Here is a 16,998-nt window from a genome sequence, read left to right as displayed (position 1 = left end):
TCATGCCTGAGTCTTCTGTCCGTCCCCGTCGCATTGTCGTTGGCGTGTCTGGCGCCAGCGGTGCCGCGCTGGGTCTTGAGTGCCTCAAATGCCTGCGCCAGGCAGGTGCCGAGTCGGCGCTTGTCGTCACGCGCGGGGGAGAGATCACCATCGAGCAGGAGCTCGGCATGACGCTCGACGAGTTTGCCACGCATGCCGATGTGGTCTACGACAACAAGAACATCGGCGCTGCCATCGCAAGCGGCACCTATCCGGTCGATGGCATGATCGTGGCACCCTGCTCCATGAAGACGCTCGCCGGCATCGCGAGCGGCTACAGCGAAAACCTGTTGCTGCGTGCGGCCGACGTGCAGATGAAAGAGCAGCGCCGCCTGGTGCTCATGGTGCGCGAGACGCCCTTCAGCGCCATTCATGTCGACAACATGGCGCGCCTGGCGCGCGTACCGGGCGTCATGCTCATGCCGCCCATGCTCACGTTTTACAACGGCCCCGCCACGCTCGATGACGCGGTGCATCACATCGCCGCCAAGGCGCTCGAGGCCGTCGGCGTGTCATGTGCAAACTATAAGCGCTGGTCATAGGCGTCTTTAGGGTAGGATACGAGTAGTGTTTGAGCCCGCTGCCCCTGTGGGCGGCGGGCTTTGTGCGCAAAAGGGATGTGTCGGGAGGACCTATGCAGACGGGCATGTATGCGATTAGCGAGATGGCGAGCTTGTTTAACGTTTCGCGCCAAACGCTCATCTACTACGACAAGATCGGTCTGTTTAAACCCGCCGTGGTGAACGAAAAGGGCTACCGTTTCTATTCGCCCACGCAGATCCCGCTCATGCGTCTGATCTGCATGCTGCGCGACCTGGGGCTCGAACTCGACGAGATTGACCGCCTGACCTCGACGTTCGACATTGGCGAGATGACCGATCACCTGCGCTCGCGGGTGCAGGCGCTCGATGAGCAGATTGCCGGGCTCAAAGCCGAGCGCGCGAGCGTACAGGAGCGTCTAAGCTTTTACGACGAGGCGGTTTACTGGCGCGAGCGCGAGGGCAAGCCGGAGCTCAAGCAATTCGAGCGTCGCTACGTGGTCTTTGAGGAGTTTCCGGGCGATATCGAGCGCGGCCGCTCGATGCTGCACCCTACGCTCATGCGGGCAATCCTGCGCATGCGTACGTTGACGGGCACGCGCCCCATGCGCGGTTGGGGCGCCATGCTGCGTCGCGAGGCGCTGCATTCCGACGACCCTATCGCCGGCGCGGGCTCCTTTGTCGTGCTGCCGCGCGGTGTCGAGGAACTGCTGCCGAGCGACGCTGCCGAGCTGGCAGAGATCGGCATCGAGGTGCTGCCCGAGGGCACATACCTGTGCATGAGCCGCTGGGGTATGCCGTACGAGCCCGAGGGCATCCGCGCCATCGTTGCCTGCATGGACGAGCACGCGCTCCAGCCCGTTGGCAACGCTTTCGACTTTTGCTACCTCGATACCACGAGCTACGACGAGTCCCACCAAGAGGACTTTTGCTGCATCCAAATCCCCGTCGCCCTCCAGATGTGACAACGGGACAGTCCCTTTGCCACATCCATTTCTTAGAAACTTGCAAAATCTGCAAGTTTCTATGTTTTCACGTCTGGTCGTGTGACAAAGGGACAGTCCCTTTGCCACATTCCGTGCGAGCTCCTGTGCCATCTGGGGGTATAAGGCTAGCAAGTGTTTATTTGCGAGGCCAAGGGGGCGCCCCGTATGGATATCGATAACTTTGAATGGTGGTATAGCGAGGGCGAGGCTCCGGACGAGGAGTGGGACGAGCCCGCGCCGCGTGGCGTGTCGAGCGACGAGGACGAGAGCGGCAACGATGTCGTCGAGACGGACGCCGCTTCCGACTCCGCCGAGCCCCTGACCTTTGAACAGGCTTGGGCCCAGGCCGAGGCCGACGAGGCAAAGGCCGATGCCACGGCCACGCTCGGTGAGCCGGCCGATATGTCCATCTCGCCGGCAAAGACCCCGCAACCTCGCCATAACATCGACCCCGACAGCACGGCATCCTTCAGCATTCTCGACGTGCCCTCGCAGGGTGCTCAGGCGCCCGCGCCCACGCGTCGCCCCAATCTGTCTCGCGAGGAAGATGCGGGACGTCGCTCGCCGCTCGGCCCCATTCTCATCGCCTTTATGGCCGGCGTCATCGCTTGCTCGGCGATCGGAAATGTCTGGAGTCACGTGGAGCAACAGCGCAAAGACGCCGCCAAGGTCGAGATGTCCGTCGAACAATCGCTCAGCCGCACGCGCTCGGTGCATGTGTCGGTCGAGGTTAAGGACGGCGCGACGTGGGATACCGCGCGCGGCGATAGCCAAATGCTCGTCCATATCGTGGGCCGCACACTCAAGGGACAAGCAATCGACGAGTATCAATACGTCAATTCCGAAGGTGACGGCATCGAGCTCAAGCCCGGCGACTACGAGCTCACGGTCGATGAGCCGCCCGTCGCCACCGACGGCACGCGTTACCGTGCCTCAAAGCGCATGGTTCCGGTGAGTTTTAATTCACAGGCGCCCGATACGGTCGATAGCACGCCGCAGGGCGGGTTTGACCTTTACGCTATTGCTCAATAACTGCACCTGTCGCTCAACCCCGCCGCCAAGAGTGGGACAATAGCCCTCGACACTGTTGTTTACTATTGGAGGAAGTAGCATGTCCACCGTCACTACCATCAAGCGCGGCGGCCTCACCGCGGCCATCGATTCCATGGGTGCCCAGCTCACGAGCCTTGCCCTCAACGGCAACGAGTATCTGTGGCAGGGCGACCCCGCCTTTTGGGGCAAGCATGCGCCCATCCTGTTCCCCATTGTGGGCTCGCTGCGCAACAACACGGCGACGTCTGCGGCCGGCACCTGCGAGATGCCGCGCCACGGACTCGCGCGCATCGTCGAACACAAACTGGTCGAGGTTTCGGAGGACGGCTCCTCGGTAACGTACGAGATCACCGACACGCCCGAGTCGCTCAAGGCGTTCCCGTTCCACTTTAAGCTCAGCATGACCTATGCCTTGACCGGCGACGCCACCCTCACGCAGACCTTTGCCGTCACCAACACCGGCGACGTGGACCTGCCGTTCTCGGTGGGCGGCCACCCCGCGTTTAACGTACCGGCTCCCGGTGCCGAGGACGAGGCGTTCGAGGATTACGAGCTGGCGTTTACCGAGGCTTGGACTAACGAGGCCCCCGTCATCACGCCCGACGGTCTTATGACGTTCGAGGGTAGTTACAAGGCTCCCGATAACTCGGACGTGCTGCCCATCGCGCACCGCAGTTTCGATAACGATGCCATCATGTTCACCGATACTCCGGGCTCTACGCTCACGCTGCGCGGTCGCAAGTCGGGCCACGGCGTCAAGATCGACTTTGAGGGCTTTAAGTACATCGGCGTGTGGTCTGCCGCCAACGACGCTCCGTTTGTGGCGCTCGAGCCCTGGACCGGCCACACCACCATGGACACCGAGGACGATGTCTTTGAGCACAAGGTCAATACCATTACGCTGGCGCCGGGCGAGACGGACGTCCGCAGCTTTAGCGTCACCCTGCTCTAGAGGTTCCGCCGTTCTGACGAACGGCGGACCGGTCGACGCTGCGCGCCACCCAGAGCGACAATTTGCCATTCAAAAGGCACGGCATGACCAGAAGGTCTATGCCTTGCCTTTTTCATGCCAAGTGGTACATGGGGGCAGGCTGCTTTGCGCCAATCGTCTTCGTGTGTCTATTATTTTTTCGCGCACATGCCGCGCTGCTGGTTGTTGACGTATATCCTGTCTTATTGTCAGCAAAACGACATAGGGAAGGCATCAGATGCAACCTCGACTACAGCGCGACGCGCAGACCCAGCCGGTGTGCAGTCGTCGCATCTTCTTGGGTAGCGCCCTCGCTGCGAGCGCAACCGTTGTCGCCGGCGCGCTTGCCGGCTGCCAGCGTCCGTCCACACTCAAGGTGGTCCAGCCCACGACGGGCGGCGGTCGCGATGACCTGTCCGATTCCGTTATCGGCAAGGATAAGATCCGCATTGGCATGGAGGCGGCCTACGCCCCGTACAACTGGCAGGTTTCCGAGGCCAGCGAGTTCACCATTCCCATCGACAACGTGCAGGGCGCCTATGCCGACGGCTACGACGTGCAGATCGCCAAGATCGTCTGCAAAGCCCTCGGCGGCGAGCCTGTTGCCGTCAAGCAGAGCTTCTCGGGCCTTATCGATTCGCTTAACAACGGCCAGATCGACCTCATCATCGCCGGCATGAGCGCCACGCCCGAGCGCGAGGAGTCCGTCGGCTTTTCCAAGCCGTATTTTATCGGCTATTTTGGCCTGTTCGTAAAAGAGGGCTCGCCCTACCAAAACGCGACCAAGCTCAGCGACTTTAGCGGCGCCACGGTGCTCGGCCAAAAGGACACGATGCTCGACACCGTCATCGACGAGATTCCGGGCGTCGTCCACAAAAATCCGGTCGATTCGGTACCCACGGTGTTCTCGAACCTGCTGCAGGGCACTTGTGACGCCGTGACCTACAACACCGAAAACGAGAAGGGCTATATGGCCCAAAACCCGGGCATCGTGCCCATTCGCTTTGCGGAGGGCGAGGGCTTTAAGCAGGAGGTTACGACAAACGTCGGTTGCCGCAAGGGCTCGGACAAACTGCTTAAGCTCATCGACAAGACACTCAAGGGCATTAGCCAAGAGGAGCGCGACCAAATGTGGGACGCGTGCCTCGACCGTCAGCCGGCATAGGGAGGCAGCATGAAAGCCATCAACCGTCTGGCCTCCTTTATCAAGGCCGACCACCGTTATGTATACCTGGGCACGAGCGTCATCGCGGCGCTCGGCCTGGCGTTTAGCCAGCGCAACCCCACACCGCTGAGCTTCTTAGCCCCCACCGGTATCTTCCAGGATTGCCTTTGGGCGATTCTTTGGGCCTGGATTGTCGTGTCGGCAGCGGCGCTTGTCACCAAGCTTATGCACTGGAGTGACTATCGCGAAAAGTCGCCGTTCGCATCCGAGCGTTTCCGCCGCGGCGCGCGCCTGGGTAGCTATGTTGTGGTCGCTATCGCGGCGATCTTCTTTATCGACCGCTGCGTCATGTCGTTTATCGACCTGGTGCAGGTGAGCATTGTCTCGGATTCCAACCCCAGCGACTTTTTGTCGAGCCTGGTCTACATGACCTACAAGAGTGGCGACTTCTTTATCCGCGGTATCGAGATCACCATCGCGCTTGCGACCTTCGGTACCGTCATCGCATTCTTCCTGGCGCTGCTCTTTGTGTTCCTGCGTATTCAGACCTTTGACCGCGTGGACAACGACCTGGTGCGCTTCTTTAAGAGTATCGGCCGCGGCTTTGCGACCATCTACTCCACCATCGTGCGCGGCACGCCCATGATGGTCCAGGGCCTGCTCATCTATTACGCGGGCTTTACCGTTTTGCGCGGCATGGGCTTCGAGACCGCTCAGGCCAACCAGATCTGGAGTACCTTCACCGCCGGCCTCGTCACCATCTCGCTCAACTCCACCGCCTACATGATGGAGGTCCTGCGCGGCGGCATCGAGTCCATCGATCCCGGCCAGGCCGAGGCAGCGCGCTCGCTGGGCCTGTCGCAGTGGCAGGCCATGCGCAAAGTCGTGTTCCCCCAAGGCATTAAAAACGCGATTCCGGCGCTCACCAACGAGCTCATCATCAACATTAAGGACTCGTCGGTGCTCTCGGTCATCGGCGTGTTCGACCTTATGTACGCTACTACCACGGTCGCCGGCGTGTACTACCGCCAGATGGAGGTCTACTGCGTGGCGCTCGTGGTCTACCTGATCCTGACACTCGTGGCGAGCCGCCTGCTCGAAGCCTTTGGCAAAAAGCTGGGCGCCGAGGCCCCTGCCACGCTGCCCAGCTCCAACTAGGCGCAAGACGAGGAGAATCATCATGGCAGATACCGCCACTACCGGCACTGCGGCAGCCGTGCAAAACCAAGAGCCGCTTATCCGCGTCGAGGGCCTGCGCAAGAGCTTTGGCTCACTCGAGGTGCTCAAGGGCATCGACCTGTCCGTCAATTCCGGTGAGGTTGTCACCATCATCGGCGCCTCGGGCTCGGGCAAATCGACCTTCCTGCGCTGCCTCAACCTGCTCGAGACCCCGGACGCGGGCCACATCTGGTTCCACGGCCAGGACCTCACGGCCGAGCGCTGCAACATCAACAAATTGCGCGAGGACATCGGCATGGTGTTCCAGGGCTTTAACCTGTTCAACAACATGGATGTGCTCGACAACTGCACGCTCGCGCCCGTCACGCTCAAAAAGATGAGCAAGGCCGAGGCCGAGAAGGTCGCGATGGAGCATCTGACGAGCGTGGGACTCGAAAAGTTCGCGCACGCCGCCGTTGGCCGCCTGTCCGGTGGTCAAAAACAGCGCGTGGCCATCGCTCGTGCCCTATGTATGAATCCGCAGATCATGCTGTTCGACGAGCCGACCTCCGCGCTCGACCCCGAGATCGTGGGCGAGGTGCTCGAGGTCATGCGCAAGCTCGCCGCCGACGGCATGACCATGGTCGTCGTCACGCACGAGATGGCCTTTGCCCGCACGGTGTCCGACCGCGTGGTCTTTATGGACAAGGGCGTGGTGCTCGAGGATGCCGCGCCGGCCGAGCTCTTCGGCAACCCCAAACACCAGCGCACTCGTGAGTTCCTCTCTCGCTATCTCGAGGACAAATAACCGACCGCAAACGCTTACGTTGCAGGGCCGCTCCCGTGGGGCGGCCTTTGTCGTCACAATCGAAAGGATGTCATGGCCGAGGTTTGGCGCTTCTTTGCGCATGAGGACGATTTTGCCGATATAGACGAGGTCAGCGCGTGCGAGCGCTTGGGCCGCGTGCTGTCGTTTCCGACCATTTCGAGCATGGATGCCGAGGCGGTGGACTGGCAGCCCTTCGACGACCTGCGCGCCTATATGCAGCAGGCCTGGCCGCGCGTGTTTGCGGCGGGCGAGGTCGAGCTTATCGACCACTCGCTGTTGGTGACGCTTGTCGGCTCCGACCCTGCTCTCAATCCTGTTATGCTCATGGGCCACATGGACGTGGTCCCCGTGGTGCCGGGTACCGAGGCCGACTGGACGCACGCCCCCTTTAGCGGGCACGTGGACGACACCTACATTTGGGGCCGCGGCGCTATCGACATGAAGGATCAGGTCGCAGGCATTCTCGAGGCGGTTGAGTATGCATTGGCGCACGGTTGGGAGCACAAGCGTTCGCTGTTGCTCGCCTTTGGCCAGGACGAGGAAACCACGCAGTACGGCGCTGGAGCTATCGGCCGCGTGCTCGAGGAGCGCGGTGTTGAGCTCGAGTTCCTGATCGACGAGGGCGACTACCGTATTGTTTCGGCTGCCGAGTACGGCGCGGGCGAGGGCTGGCTTATGCATGCCGACCTGGCCGAAAAGGGCTATGCCGATATCGTGCTCAAGACGAAGAGCGCGGGCGGGCATTCGTCTAACCCCTACGGCGGCACGTCGCTCGAGGTGCTCAGCCGTGCCATCGCCGCAATCTGCGATATCGAGTGGCCGACGCGCGTGACCGATCTGCTTGCCGCGCAGCTTGTCGAGCTGGGGCTCTACACGGCGGATGAGATTGCCGCCAACGGGGGCGCCATTGTCCGCGATTGCCTCGCCAGCAAGAAGCTCTATCCGCTGGTGACGACCACCTGCGCGCCCACGCAGATCGAGGGAGGCAGCGCCGGCGCCAACGTGATGCCGCAGGATATGTGGGCCAACATTAACTTCCGCATGCTCGAGGGCACGAGCGTGGCCGACGTTGTGGCGCGCTGCCGTGAGGCGGTTGCCGGGGCGGACCTTGCCGGTCGTGTCGAAGTGGAGCTGGGCCCCGGCAGCTCCGAGCCCTCGCCGTCCCCGCGCATCGGTGGTCCCGGCCTCGAGGCGGTTCGCTCCATCGCCGCCCGCTATTTCTGCGATCCAAAGGGGACGGAGGAAAACGGATCATCCGAGCCGTTGGCGATTGTCCCCTCGACCGTGATCGGCGCGACCGACGCTGCCAACTACCAGCACATTTGCTCCGAATGCATTCGTTTTTCGGCGTTTGTGGTCGACGATGACGAGTGCGACCGCGGCGTCCACGGCACCAACGAGCGCATCACCCGCCGCGCCTACCTCCAGGGTGTTCGCTTCCTCATCGCCCTGCTCCATACGCTCTAGAATCCGACAAAGGGACTCTCCCTTTGTCGGATTCCGTGCGGGTTGTATGCAGGTTTGCCTGCGCACGCTATCATGTATGGGTTAGACCGCAACTATGTACCCCCATACGCGAAGGGATGCGCATGTATCTGAAGATCGACATGTTCTAGCCGGGCTTTACCCCCGCAGCGGCGCCCCGCGCCCCATCAATTCTGCCGATTTTCACCTTCACGCATATAAAAGGAGTCCGTCATGCGCGACAAGCTCGAAAAGATCATCAAGGCCTACGAGGAGCTCGAGAAGAAGCTTTCCGACCCAGCCGTCGCCTCCGATATCAAGGAGTTCACGCGTCTCAACAAGGAGTACGCGCACCAGTCCGACCTCATCGCTGCCTCGCGCGAGTACATCGGCGCGCTCGATGACATCGAGGCTGCCAAGGAAATGCTCCACGATACTACCGATGCCGATGAGAAGGAGATGCTCCAGATGGACATCTCCGAAAACGAGGCCAAGCTTCCCCAGCTCGAGGAAGACATCAAGTACATGCTCATCCCGAGCGACCCCAACGACGACAAGAACACCATCGTCGAGATTCGCTCCGCCGCCGGTGGCGACGAGGCGGCCATCTTCGCCGGCGACCTGTACAAGATGTATCAGCGCTTCTGCGAGTCGCGCGGCTGGAAGACCACCGTGCTCGACTCCAGCCCCAGCGAGGCCGGCGGCTTTAAGTCCATTGAGTTCAAGGTCGAGGGCGACCGCGTCTACTCCGTCATGAAGTTCGAGTCCGGCGTGCACCGCGTCCAGCGCGTTCCCAAGACCGAGTCCCAGGGCCGTATCCAGACCTCCACGGCAACTGTCGCCGTGCTTCCCGAGGCCGAGGAGATCGACGTCCAGATCAACCAGTCCGACCTGCGCATCGACACCTACTGCGCCTCCGGCCCTGGCGGTCAGTGCGTTAACACCACTTATTCCGCCGTGCGCATCACCCACCTTCCCACCAACACCGTGGTGCAGTCGCAGGAACAGCGCTCCCAGATCCAGAACCGCGAGGTCTGCATGCAGATGCTGCGCGCCCGCCTGTACGAGATGGAGCTCGAGAAGCAGCAGGCAGAGCTCGGTGCCGAGCGCCAGAGCCAGATCGGCCACGGCAACCGTTCCGAGAAGATCCGCACCTACAACCAGCCCCAGGACCGCGTGACCGATCACCGCATCGGCTTCAATTCCACCTACAACGGCGTCCTCCTGGGCGACCAGCTCGGCACGGTCATCGAGGCACTCGCCGCCGCCGAGCGAGCCGAGAAGCTGGCACAGGCAGTCTAAGTTCCGCCGTTCTACCGAACGGCGGACCAGCCGACGCTGCGCGCCGTCCAGAGCGACAATTTGTCATTCAAAAGGCAAGGCATGACCAGAAGGTCTATGCCTTGCCTTTTTCATGCCAACTTGTTCGCTCTGGACGTCGCTCGCTGGCATTGCCAAAACATCGGCGTTTCCTTGGTTGTCAAATGATCCGTAGGGAGTCATTGGGGACATTGCTTTGAGATGTTATTCAGTCGGCTGTTATGGCATTTGAGCTGCTTACCTGCTTAAGGTAATTGACGGCATAAGTCCGCTATCGAAAATATTGCTCAAAATATCGTTCAAGAAGTCGCGGGGCGATTTTTGGTGCGTCGCGCGTCAAGTGATTTGGCAAGTTCTTGGTTAGATATTGGTCAGTTTTGGGGCAACCTTGCCAAAAGCTTGACGAATGCAAATCTAGACGTCGGCGAATGAACACTTTGAGCGAGCCCGGTGCAAAATTCTGGGCTGATTCTCGATAATCGCCTTCAATCGTCCCTTGCCAAGCGCTGGCCTCGCTTACAATCTGCTCCGACATTCGCGCGCCGCCCGGCGCTTAAGAGGGGAGGGCCCCATGGCAAACGAGATCTGGACCATCAAGCGTTGTCTCGAGTGGACCAAGGAGTACCTGGCCGAGCGCGGCGAGGAGCACCCCCGTCTTTCTGCCGAGTGGCTGCTGTGCGCCGCCACGGGCCTGGCGCGCATTGACCTATATATGCGTATGGACGAGACGCTTAACGCGGCCCAGCTCGAGACCATGCACGCGGCCGTTGTCCGTCGCGCTAAGGGCGAGCCGCTGCAATACATCACGGGCAGCACGCAGTTTCGCATGATCGACGTCGCGTGCGCCCCCGGCGTGCTCATCCCGCGCCCCGAGACCGAGATGCTCGTCGAAGAAGTCCTGAACTATCTGGATACCGAGGTGCTGAGCCCCGAGGCCGCCGTCCGCCAGCGCGTGGAGCTGCCCTGGAACGATGAGGTCGAGCAGGCCCGCAAAGCCGAGGCGGCGCTGGCCGACGAACGCGCGACCGCCGAGCGCCGTGCCGCCAACCTGACGGCCGCAGATGAGGCTGCGCTGGGTGGCGACGTGCTCGGCAGCCGCGCCTATGCCGAGGAGCTTGCCGATCGCGAGGCCGAGGAAGCCGCCGTGCAGGCGGCAGAAGTAGAGGCCATGGAAACCCCCGAGCCCGAGCTCGACGAATACGGCATCGCCATTGAGGGCAACGACCAACAGACGACTCCCGCGCAAGATGCCGCGGACGATGCCGTCACGCCTACCCCAGCCGAGCCCCGCATCGCCCGCGTTCTCGAGGTCGGCTGCGGCACGGGCTGCATCTCGCTCTCCCTTGCCTGGGAGCGCCGCGGCCACGTCACCTGCACTGCTACCGATATCGAGCCGCGCGCCATCGACCTTGCTACCAAAAACCGCGATGCGCTTGGTCTCACGTCCGACGACGTCGCCTTTAGCCTCACCAACCTGGTGAGTTCCATTCCCCACGACGAGTGGGGCACCTTCGACGTGCTCGTCTCCAACCCGCCTTACATCCCGACCGACGTTATGCGCTCGCTGCCGCACGAGGTAAAGGACTTCGAGCCCGATTTGGCGCTCGAGGGCGGTGCCGATGGCCTGGACATCTTCCGCCGCCTGCTCAATGCGGCACCCTATATGCTGCGTGCCGGCGGACTCTTTGCCTGCGAGCTCTACGAGGGTGCCCTCGACGCTGCCGCCGAACTCTGCCGCCAGGCGGGCCTTTCGGATGTGCGCATCGTCCGCGATCTCACCGATCGCCCCCGCATCGTTCGAGCCATCGTCGCCGAGCCCAAACAGCGCCAGTAATATTTATTAACTGGTTAGCAAAATTATAAAGTAGTTTATAATTAGGACGGCTGAAAGAGGTCGGCCCATGCAACCCCCTGCCTTTCGGGAAATCATTGCCCTACTCAAGCACGATGGATTCGTGAAGGTCGCGCAAGTCGGTAGTCATGCTAAGTATGTTTCTGGTGACCGTGTTGTCACCGTGAACGGCTCTGGTGGTGATCGACCAAAGAAGGGCACGTGGTCAAGTATTCGTCGCCAAGCTGGATGATAGTTGGAGGCAAAATGAGGCAGCGATTTACCTATGACTGCGTTCTCATAAAAGAAGACGACGGTTACTGCGCCAGCTTCCCGCAGATTCCCGGCGCCTTTGCCGATGGCGATACGCGCGAAGAAGCGATTGCCCATGCCACCGAGGCACTGATGGCGTTTTTGGCCGACGACCTCAACAACGGTTTGACTCCGGCAGGGTACGAACGCTCGGCCGAGGTCGTGGCCCTTTCAGTCGAAATCGACCACGAGGACGCTCGGGAAGCGGCGTGCCGAACATTTAAAGACGCAGCGCTGGACCTCATAGTCTCCGCTCCGCGGATTACCGCGCTGGTCAAAGCCGGCAAACTCGATGTTGAACTCGTCGACGGCCGTCGGATGATAACGATAGACAGTATCGAGCGTTACGCCGCCCAAGAACGTCACGCCGGCAGGCCAAAGAAGTTCGTCGCAGTCCAATAACCCCCTCACTTTCACCGACTACTAGAGCCGCTCACCAAACCAACATGCGCTCTGGGCAAATAGGTTGAACGTTTCGTGCGAGAATGCCCCACAGTAAACAAACTTGCACCAGAGCGTAAGGGGCTGGCATACACATGCAGACGGTCTATCGGGTATACGAGGGAACGCGCGAGCCGCATCGGCTTGCCGTCGAGCGCACGGCCGAGGTGCTCGGCCGCGGCGGCCTGGCTTTGATCCCGACCGAGACCGTCTACGGTGTCGCCGTGGCAGTCAACGCCTTCTCGGACGCCGTGCCCCAAGATACAAGCGAATTCCCATCGTGGCCGCGCGATCCGCAGGCTGCCGTCAATGGCGCCGCAGTTCCTGCGCTCGGCACCGGCTATCGCCGTATCTTCACTCTCAAGCAACGTGAACTCACGCAAACCGTCGCTTGGCTGGTCGATGGCGTCGAAGCACTCGACCGCTATGGCGTGGATATCCCGGAAGATGCCCGCATACTCGCGCGACGATGCTGGCCGGGAGCCCTGACTATCGTGGTCAAGGCAGCTCCCTGCGTGCCGACCTTTATGCGCGCTGCCGACGACACGGTGGCACTTCGCGCTTCGGCCTCGCCCGTGGTGCAGGCGCTCATTCGCGCCTGTGGCAGCCCCCTTGCCTGCACCAGCGCCAACACGCATGGCGCGCCCGCGCCGGCAAGTTTTATCACGGTGGAGGGTCGCATCCTGGAGGGGGTCGATGTTGCCGTCGACGCCGGTGAGACCCCGTGTCGCGACGCCTCGACCATCGTGTCGTTTCAGCACGGCGAGCTCCAGATCCTGCGCCAAGGCGCACTTCCCGCATCAGAGATCGAACGGGTCCTGTCCGACCCGATGCAATAGAAAGGTTTAAGCGATGTCGTTGAATCTGGGCAGCCTGGGCATGGAAGATGCCTCGTTTGACTTTGGCGGTTCCTACATCATGGCGCTCGACTGCGGCACCACCTCGGTACTTGCGACCATCGTCGACGAGTACGGCTGCATCGTCGCGCAGGCACGTCGCAGCGTCAAAACCAGCTTTCCGCGTCCCGGCTGGGTGGAGCAAGACCCCATGGCGGTCCTTGCTAGCCAGATCGCCGTCATGATGGAAGTCCAGTTTAAGAGCGGTATCCACTCCGACCGCATTGCCGCCATCGGCATCTCCAACCAGCGCGAGACCACGGTGGTCTGGGATCGCGTGAGCGGTCAGCCGATCTATAACGCTATCGTATGGCAGTGCCGCCGTACCGCACCTCTGATCGACGAGCTTGTCGAGCAGGGCGCAGAAGGGCTGGTGCGCTCCCGCACGGGACTCACGCTCGACCCGTATTTCTCGGCCTCCAAGGTGCAGTGGATTCTCGACAACGTCGACGGCGCACGCGAAAGCGCGGCGGCGGGCGACCTCATGTTTGGCACCATCGACACCTGGCTCATCTACAACCTCACCGGCGGCCAGGTCTTTGCCACCGACTACACCAATGCCAGCCGCACGGCACTCTTTAATATCCATACGCTCGATTGGGACGACGACCTGCTGGCACTCTTTGACGTTCCACGTTCCATGATGCCCGAGGTTCGCTGGAGCTCGGGCGACTACGGCCGCGTCGCGAGCGACATCATGACCAACATGCCGCCCATCATGGGCGTGGCGGGTGACCAACAGGCGTCGCTGTTCGGCCACTGCTGTTTCCGTCCCGGCCAGACCAAAAACACCTATGGCACGGGTTGCTTTATGCTCATGAACACCGGCGACGAGATCGTCGAATCCAAGAATGGCCTGGTCTCCACCATCGGTATCGCTGCGGACGGCAAAGTCAGCTATGCGCTCGAGGGCTCTATTTTTGCCGCCGGCTCAACGATGAACTGGCTTCGCAACAACATGGGCATCATCTCGAGCGTGAGCGAGTCGGCACAACTCGCTGCTTCGATTAGCGACAACGAGGGCTGCTACTTCGTTCCCGCCTTTGCGGGTTTGGGTGCTCCCTGGTGGGACCCGCATGCTCGCGGTATCGTGTGCGGTCTGACCGGCGCCTCGAGCCGTGCGACCATCGTACGTGCCGCCTGCGAATCCATGGCATATCAGAGCTACGACGTGCTGCGCGCCATGGAGCAGGACGTGGGGCTTTCGATTGAGCGCCTGTCTGTCGATGGCGGTGCCTCGCGCAACGAGTTCATCATGCAATTCCAGGCCGACCTGCTGGATATCCCCGTGCTGCAATGCGAGACGGTGGAGACCACGGCAATCGGTGCCGCGTACTTGGCGGGTCTTGCCGTCGGCTATTGGGAAGACCTGGAAGAGCTGGAGCAAAATGCCCAGATCGTTAGGACCTTCCTTCCCCACATGTCCGCCGAGCGCCGCGAGCAAAACCTTGCGGGCTGGCGTGATGCAGTCAGGCGCTCGCTCAGCACCTCACAGTAGGGCTGCGATGGGCTGCTCGATACAACAAACCGCTAAACTAATGCATGGCGTGCGGCGGCAACATTGCTGCGCGCCTTGTCAGCAAGGCCATCTTCCGGCCGCAACGAAAGGGGCTTCAACCCATGACCGTCACCTACGATACGTCCCGTGTGACCCTTGTCGATCACCCACTCGTCCAGCACAAGCTGTCGATCTTGCGCGACAAGAGCACCGGCACCAATCAGTTCCGCCAGCTCGTGCGCGAGCTTGCGCTTTTTGACGGCTACGAGGCCATGCGCGACCTGCCCATGGAAGACGTCGAGGTCGAGACCCCCATCACTGCCGCCACGTTCAAACAGCTCGCCGGCAAGAAACTCGCCATCGTGCCTATCCTGCGTGCGGGCCTTGGCATGGTCGACGGTATCCTCGACCTGGTGCCCTCTGCTCGCGTGGGCCACATCGGCATGGAGCGCGACGAGGTCACCCACGAGCCGCATGAGTATTACTGCAAGATGCCCAAGGATATCGACCAGCGCATCTGCCTGGTCGTCGACCCCATGCTCGCCACGGGCGGCTCGGCCGAGATGGCTATCAGCTATCTGCGCGAGCGTGGCGTCAAGGACATCCGCGTGCTGTGCATCGTCGCCGCGCCCGAGGGTCTCAAGTCACTGACCGAAAAGGACCCCGACGTACATATTTATACGTGCGCCATCGATGACCATCTCAACGAGGCCGCCTACATCGTTCCCGGCCTGGGTGACGCCGGCGACCGCATCTACGGTACGCTCTAGTCGTTGGGCCTTGTCGGCTACGGTCACAAATACGAAGAAATGGTGCGCGTGGGCGAGCAAAAGTCGTCCACGCGCACTTCTGTTAACGGACGTTTTGCGCTGAGGGGTTCGAAAAAACGTATTACCGTACCTGCGGCATAAAGAAGGCCTTAAGAAAACGTACAGGTGCGTATTAACCGTTTGTTTTACGGTTGTACTTTAGCGATTGGCTCGTACAATAGTCACCAATGTTTGGCTGGGACTGTGCTGTGAGGCGTTAAAAAGGAAAGCGAGGAAGCCAGTGTTTCAGATAGCCGATCTGCTCGCTATCGTTGCAGGCGCCATCGCGGGCGCAATTGCCTTCCTTCCCTTTGTTTTTACGCTCAAGCCGGTTCTTGACGATAAACAGAATGCGGGCATGCTCAGGGGCATGGTGAGTCTCGCGGTCTCGGCGATCGCGTTGCTTGTCTTTACCTTGGTTGTGTTTGCGTTGTTCGGAGAGGCATTTCGTATGTTCCTCCTGGGCGAGGCGATCGGCTTCGTGGCCTTTATGGCCGCCTGCACGGTTCGCGTCGCCAAGGCGCTGCGAGATCCTCATGAGGTCGAAAGGTAAGTCGTGGAAATTTTTGAAAAGCTGCCTGATGAGATTAATCATCTGGTCAGCGAGTTCAGCTCCACCCCTGTCGTGGGCGATCTGAGCTGCGGCATCACGCAGTACTCGTTTTGGCTGATCGTCTCCACGATCGTGCTCCTGATCGTCCTGGCCGTGTTCAAGAAGAAGCAGACCCTGGTTCCCAAGGGCTTCTTCGTCAACGGTTTCGAGTACATCATCGAGTACGTCGAGAACGATATCGGCAAGGGCGTCGTGGGTGAGAACTGGAAGAAGCACTTCCCGTTCCTGTGCTCGCTTTTCCTGTTCATCCTGATCAATAACATGATCGGCCTGATCCCGGGAATGAAGCCCGGCACCGGTGCAATCGGCTCCACCGCCGCGCTCGCCATCTTCGCCTTCGTGTACTTCATCTACTACGGATGCAAGGCTCACGGCGTGATCGGCTACATCAAGAGCCTCGCCCCGCAGGGCGTGAGCTTCCCGATGAACGTGCTTGTGTGGGTCGTCGAGCTTTTTTCGACCTTCCTGCGCCTCATCACGCTTGCCGTCCGTCTGTTCTGCAATATGTTCGCAGGACACGTGGTCATGGGCTCGTTCGCCATCATGGCGAGCATGTTCATGCAGCCGCTGCTTCAGCAGGTTTCCGCGGCCCACGCCGTCGGCGCTCTGCCTTCGCTGGCCTGGCTTGCCATCCTCATCCTGATCTATGCGATCGAGCTTGTGGTCGGCGCCATCCAGGCTTACGTCTTCACGGTCCTTACCGCCGTGTATGTCTCCGAGGCAGAGGAGGTCGCGGAGGAGGAGTAGACCTCCGTTCGCGCCTTAAAAGGTAAGGCAGTTCGTTAAACCGCCGGTGCCCGTACCCATGGAGCCCGGCAGTTATAAAAAAGGTTATCCTGCGTGAAATAAGACACGCACGACAAAGGAGGAATCGTGGGAGTTATCGGTTACGGTCTCGGTGTTATCGGCGCTGGTCTTGCTATCGGCCTGTCTGCTCTGGGTGCTACGGGTGCTATGGCCCGTCAGCCTGAGGTCCAGGGCCGCGTGTTCACCGTCTTCATCATGGGCTCCGCCTTCGGCGAGGCTCTGGCTCTGATCGGCTTCGTTGTCGCGCTGATCGTTAAATAGCACGGAG

At 61.0% G+C, this 16,998-nt stretch carries 18 protein-coding genes; all 18 read left to right on the top strand.

Annotated elements, in window-relative coordinates:
- Window positions 1–2: 2 nt before the first annotated feature.
- The 18 genes from DW136_RS05430 to DW136_RS05345 all read left to right on the top strand — a co-directional run bounded on the left by DW136_RS05430 (window position 3) and on the right by DW136_RS05345 (window position 16,991).
- Window positions 3–581: a UbiX family flavin prenyltransferase gene (locus DW136_RS05430; RefSeq protein ID WP_117582985.1), complete on the top strand. Its 579-nt coding sequence runs from the start codon at window positions 3–5 to the stop codon at window positions 579–581.
- Between the two features lie 92 nt (window positions 582–673).
- A complete protein-coding gene (locus tag DW136_RS05425; protein ID WP_117630044.1) occupies window positions 674–1,543 on the top strand; it encodes a MerR family transcriptional regulator in 870 nt (289 codons plus the stop codon).
- A gap of 186 nt (window positions 1,544–1,729) precedes the next feature.
- On the top strand, window positions 1,730–2,596 hold the full coding sequence (locus DW136_RS05420; protein ID WP_117582987.1) for a hypothetical protein: 867 nt from the start codon (window positions 1,730–1,732) through the stop codon (window positions 2,594–2,596).
- Window positions 2,597–2,675: 79 nt separating this feature from the next.
- A complete protein-coding gene (locus DW136_RS05415; RefSeq protein WP_117582988.1) occupies window positions 2,676–3,569 on the top strand; it encodes an aldose 1-epimerase family protein in 894 nt (297 codons plus the stop codon).
- 256 nt (window positions 3,570–3,825) lie between these two features.
- Window positions 3,826–4,752, top strand: coding sequence for a transporter substrate-binding domain-containing protein (locus DW136_RS05410; protein WP_117630043.1), 927 nt, complete (start codon window positions 3,826–3,828; stop codon window positions 4,750–4,752).
- A 9-nt stretch (window positions 4,753–4,761) separates the two neighbouring features.
- Entirely contained in the window at window positions 4,762–5,910 is a 1,149-nt protein-coding gene (locus DW136_RS05405) for an amino acid ABC transporter permease (RefSeq protein ID WP_089573111.1), read from the top strand.
- 22 nt (window positions 5,911–5,932) lie between these two features.
- Complete coding sequence (locus tag DW136_RS05400; protein WP_089573110.1) at window positions 5,933–6,718, top strand: amino acid ABC transporter ATP-binding protein; 786 nt, start codon at window positions 5,933–5,935, stop codon at window positions 6,716–6,718.
- A 72-nt stretch (window positions 6,719–6,790) separates the two neighbouring features.
- Window positions 6,791–8,206 (top strand): M20/M25/M40 family metallo-hydrolase, encoded by a 1,416-nt coding sequence (locus tag DW136_RS05395; protein WP_117582990.1) that lies wholly within the window; start codon window positions 6,791–6,793, stop codon window positions 8,204–8,206.
- Window positions 8,207–8,437: 231 nt separating this feature from the next.
- Window positions 8,438–9,505, top strand: a complete 1,068-nt coding sequence (gene prfA / locus DW136_RS05390; RefSeq protein ID WP_055252487.1) for a peptide chain release factor 1 — start codon at window positions 8,438–8,440, stop codon at window positions 9,503–9,505.
- Window positions 9,506–10,094: 589 nt separating this feature from the next.
- Window positions 10,095–11,357, top strand: a complete 1,263-nt coding sequence (locus DW136_RS05385; RefSeq protein WP_117641021.1) for a HemK/PrmC family methyltransferase — start codon at window positions 10,095–10,097, stop codon at window positions 11,355–11,357.
- Window positions 11,358–11,424: 67 nt separating this feature from the next.
- On the top strand, window positions 11,425–11,607 hold the full coding sequence (locus DW136_RS10265; protein ID WP_117641020.1) for a type II toxin-antitoxin system HicA family toxin: 183 nt from the start codon (window positions 11,425–11,427) through the stop codon (window positions 11,605–11,607).
- Window positions 11,577–12,068 carry a type II toxin-antitoxin system HicB family antitoxin gene (locus DW136_RS05375; RefSeq protein WP_147351643.1) on the top strand — a complete coding sequence of 164 codons (492 nt, stop codon included), beginning with the start codon at window positions 11,577–11,579 and terminating at the stop codon, window positions 12,066–12,068. The genes DW136_RS10265 and DW136_RS05375 overlap by 31 nt, the downstream gene beginning before the upstream one ends.
- A 134-nt stretch (window positions 12,069–12,202) precedes the next feature.
- Window positions 12,203–12,946, top strand: a complete 744-nt coding sequence (locus DW136_RS05370) for an L-threonylcarbamoyladenylate synthase (RefSeq protein ID WP_089573104.1) — start codon at window positions 12,203–12,205, stop codon at window positions 12,944–12,946.
- A gap of 13 nt (window positions 12,947–12,959) precedes the next feature.
- Window positions 12,960–14,501: a glycerol kinase GlpK gene (gene glpK, locus DW136_RS05365; RefSeq protein WP_089573103.1), complete on the top strand. Its 1,542-nt coding sequence runs from the start codon at window positions 12,960–12,962 to the stop codon at window positions 14,499–14,501.
- A gap of 122 nt (window positions 14,502–14,623) precedes the next feature.
- A complete protein-coding gene (upp, locus tag DW136_RS05360; protein WP_118289243.1) occupies window positions 14,624–15,271 on the top strand; it encodes a uracil phosphoribosyltransferase in 648 nt (215 codons plus the stop codon).
- Between the two features lie 280 nt (window positions 15,272–15,551).
- Window positions 15,552–15,863 carry a hypothetical protein gene (locus tag DW136_RS05355; protein ID WP_118289242.1) on the top strand — a complete coding sequence of 104 codons (312 nt, stop codon included), beginning with the start codon at window positions 15,552–15,554 and terminating at the stop codon, window positions 15,861–15,863.
- 3 nt (window positions 15,864–15,866) lie between these two features.
- Complete coding sequence (gene atpB / locus DW136_RS05350; protein ID WP_022094263.1) at window positions 15,867–16,670, top strand: F0F1 ATP synthase subunit A; 804 nt, start codon at window positions 15,867–15,869, stop codon at window positions 16,668–16,670.
- Between the two features lie 126 nt (window positions 16,671–16,796).
- Window positions 16,797–16,991, top strand: coding sequence for an ATP synthase subunit C (locus tag DW136_RS05345; RefSeq protein ID WP_022094262.1), 195 nt, complete (start codon window positions 16,797–16,799; stop codon window positions 16,989–16,991).
- Window positions 16,992–16,998 lie beyond the last annotated feature (7 nt).

This window comes from Collinsella sp. AM12-1 (assembly GCF_003472325.1).
Classification (GTDB): Bacteria; Actinomycetota; Coriobacteriia; order Coriobacteriales; family Coriobacteriaceae; genus Collinsella.
The sequence above is the reverse complement of the archived record's forward strand: the minus strand, read 5'-3'. Positions and strand labels throughout refer to the sequence as shown.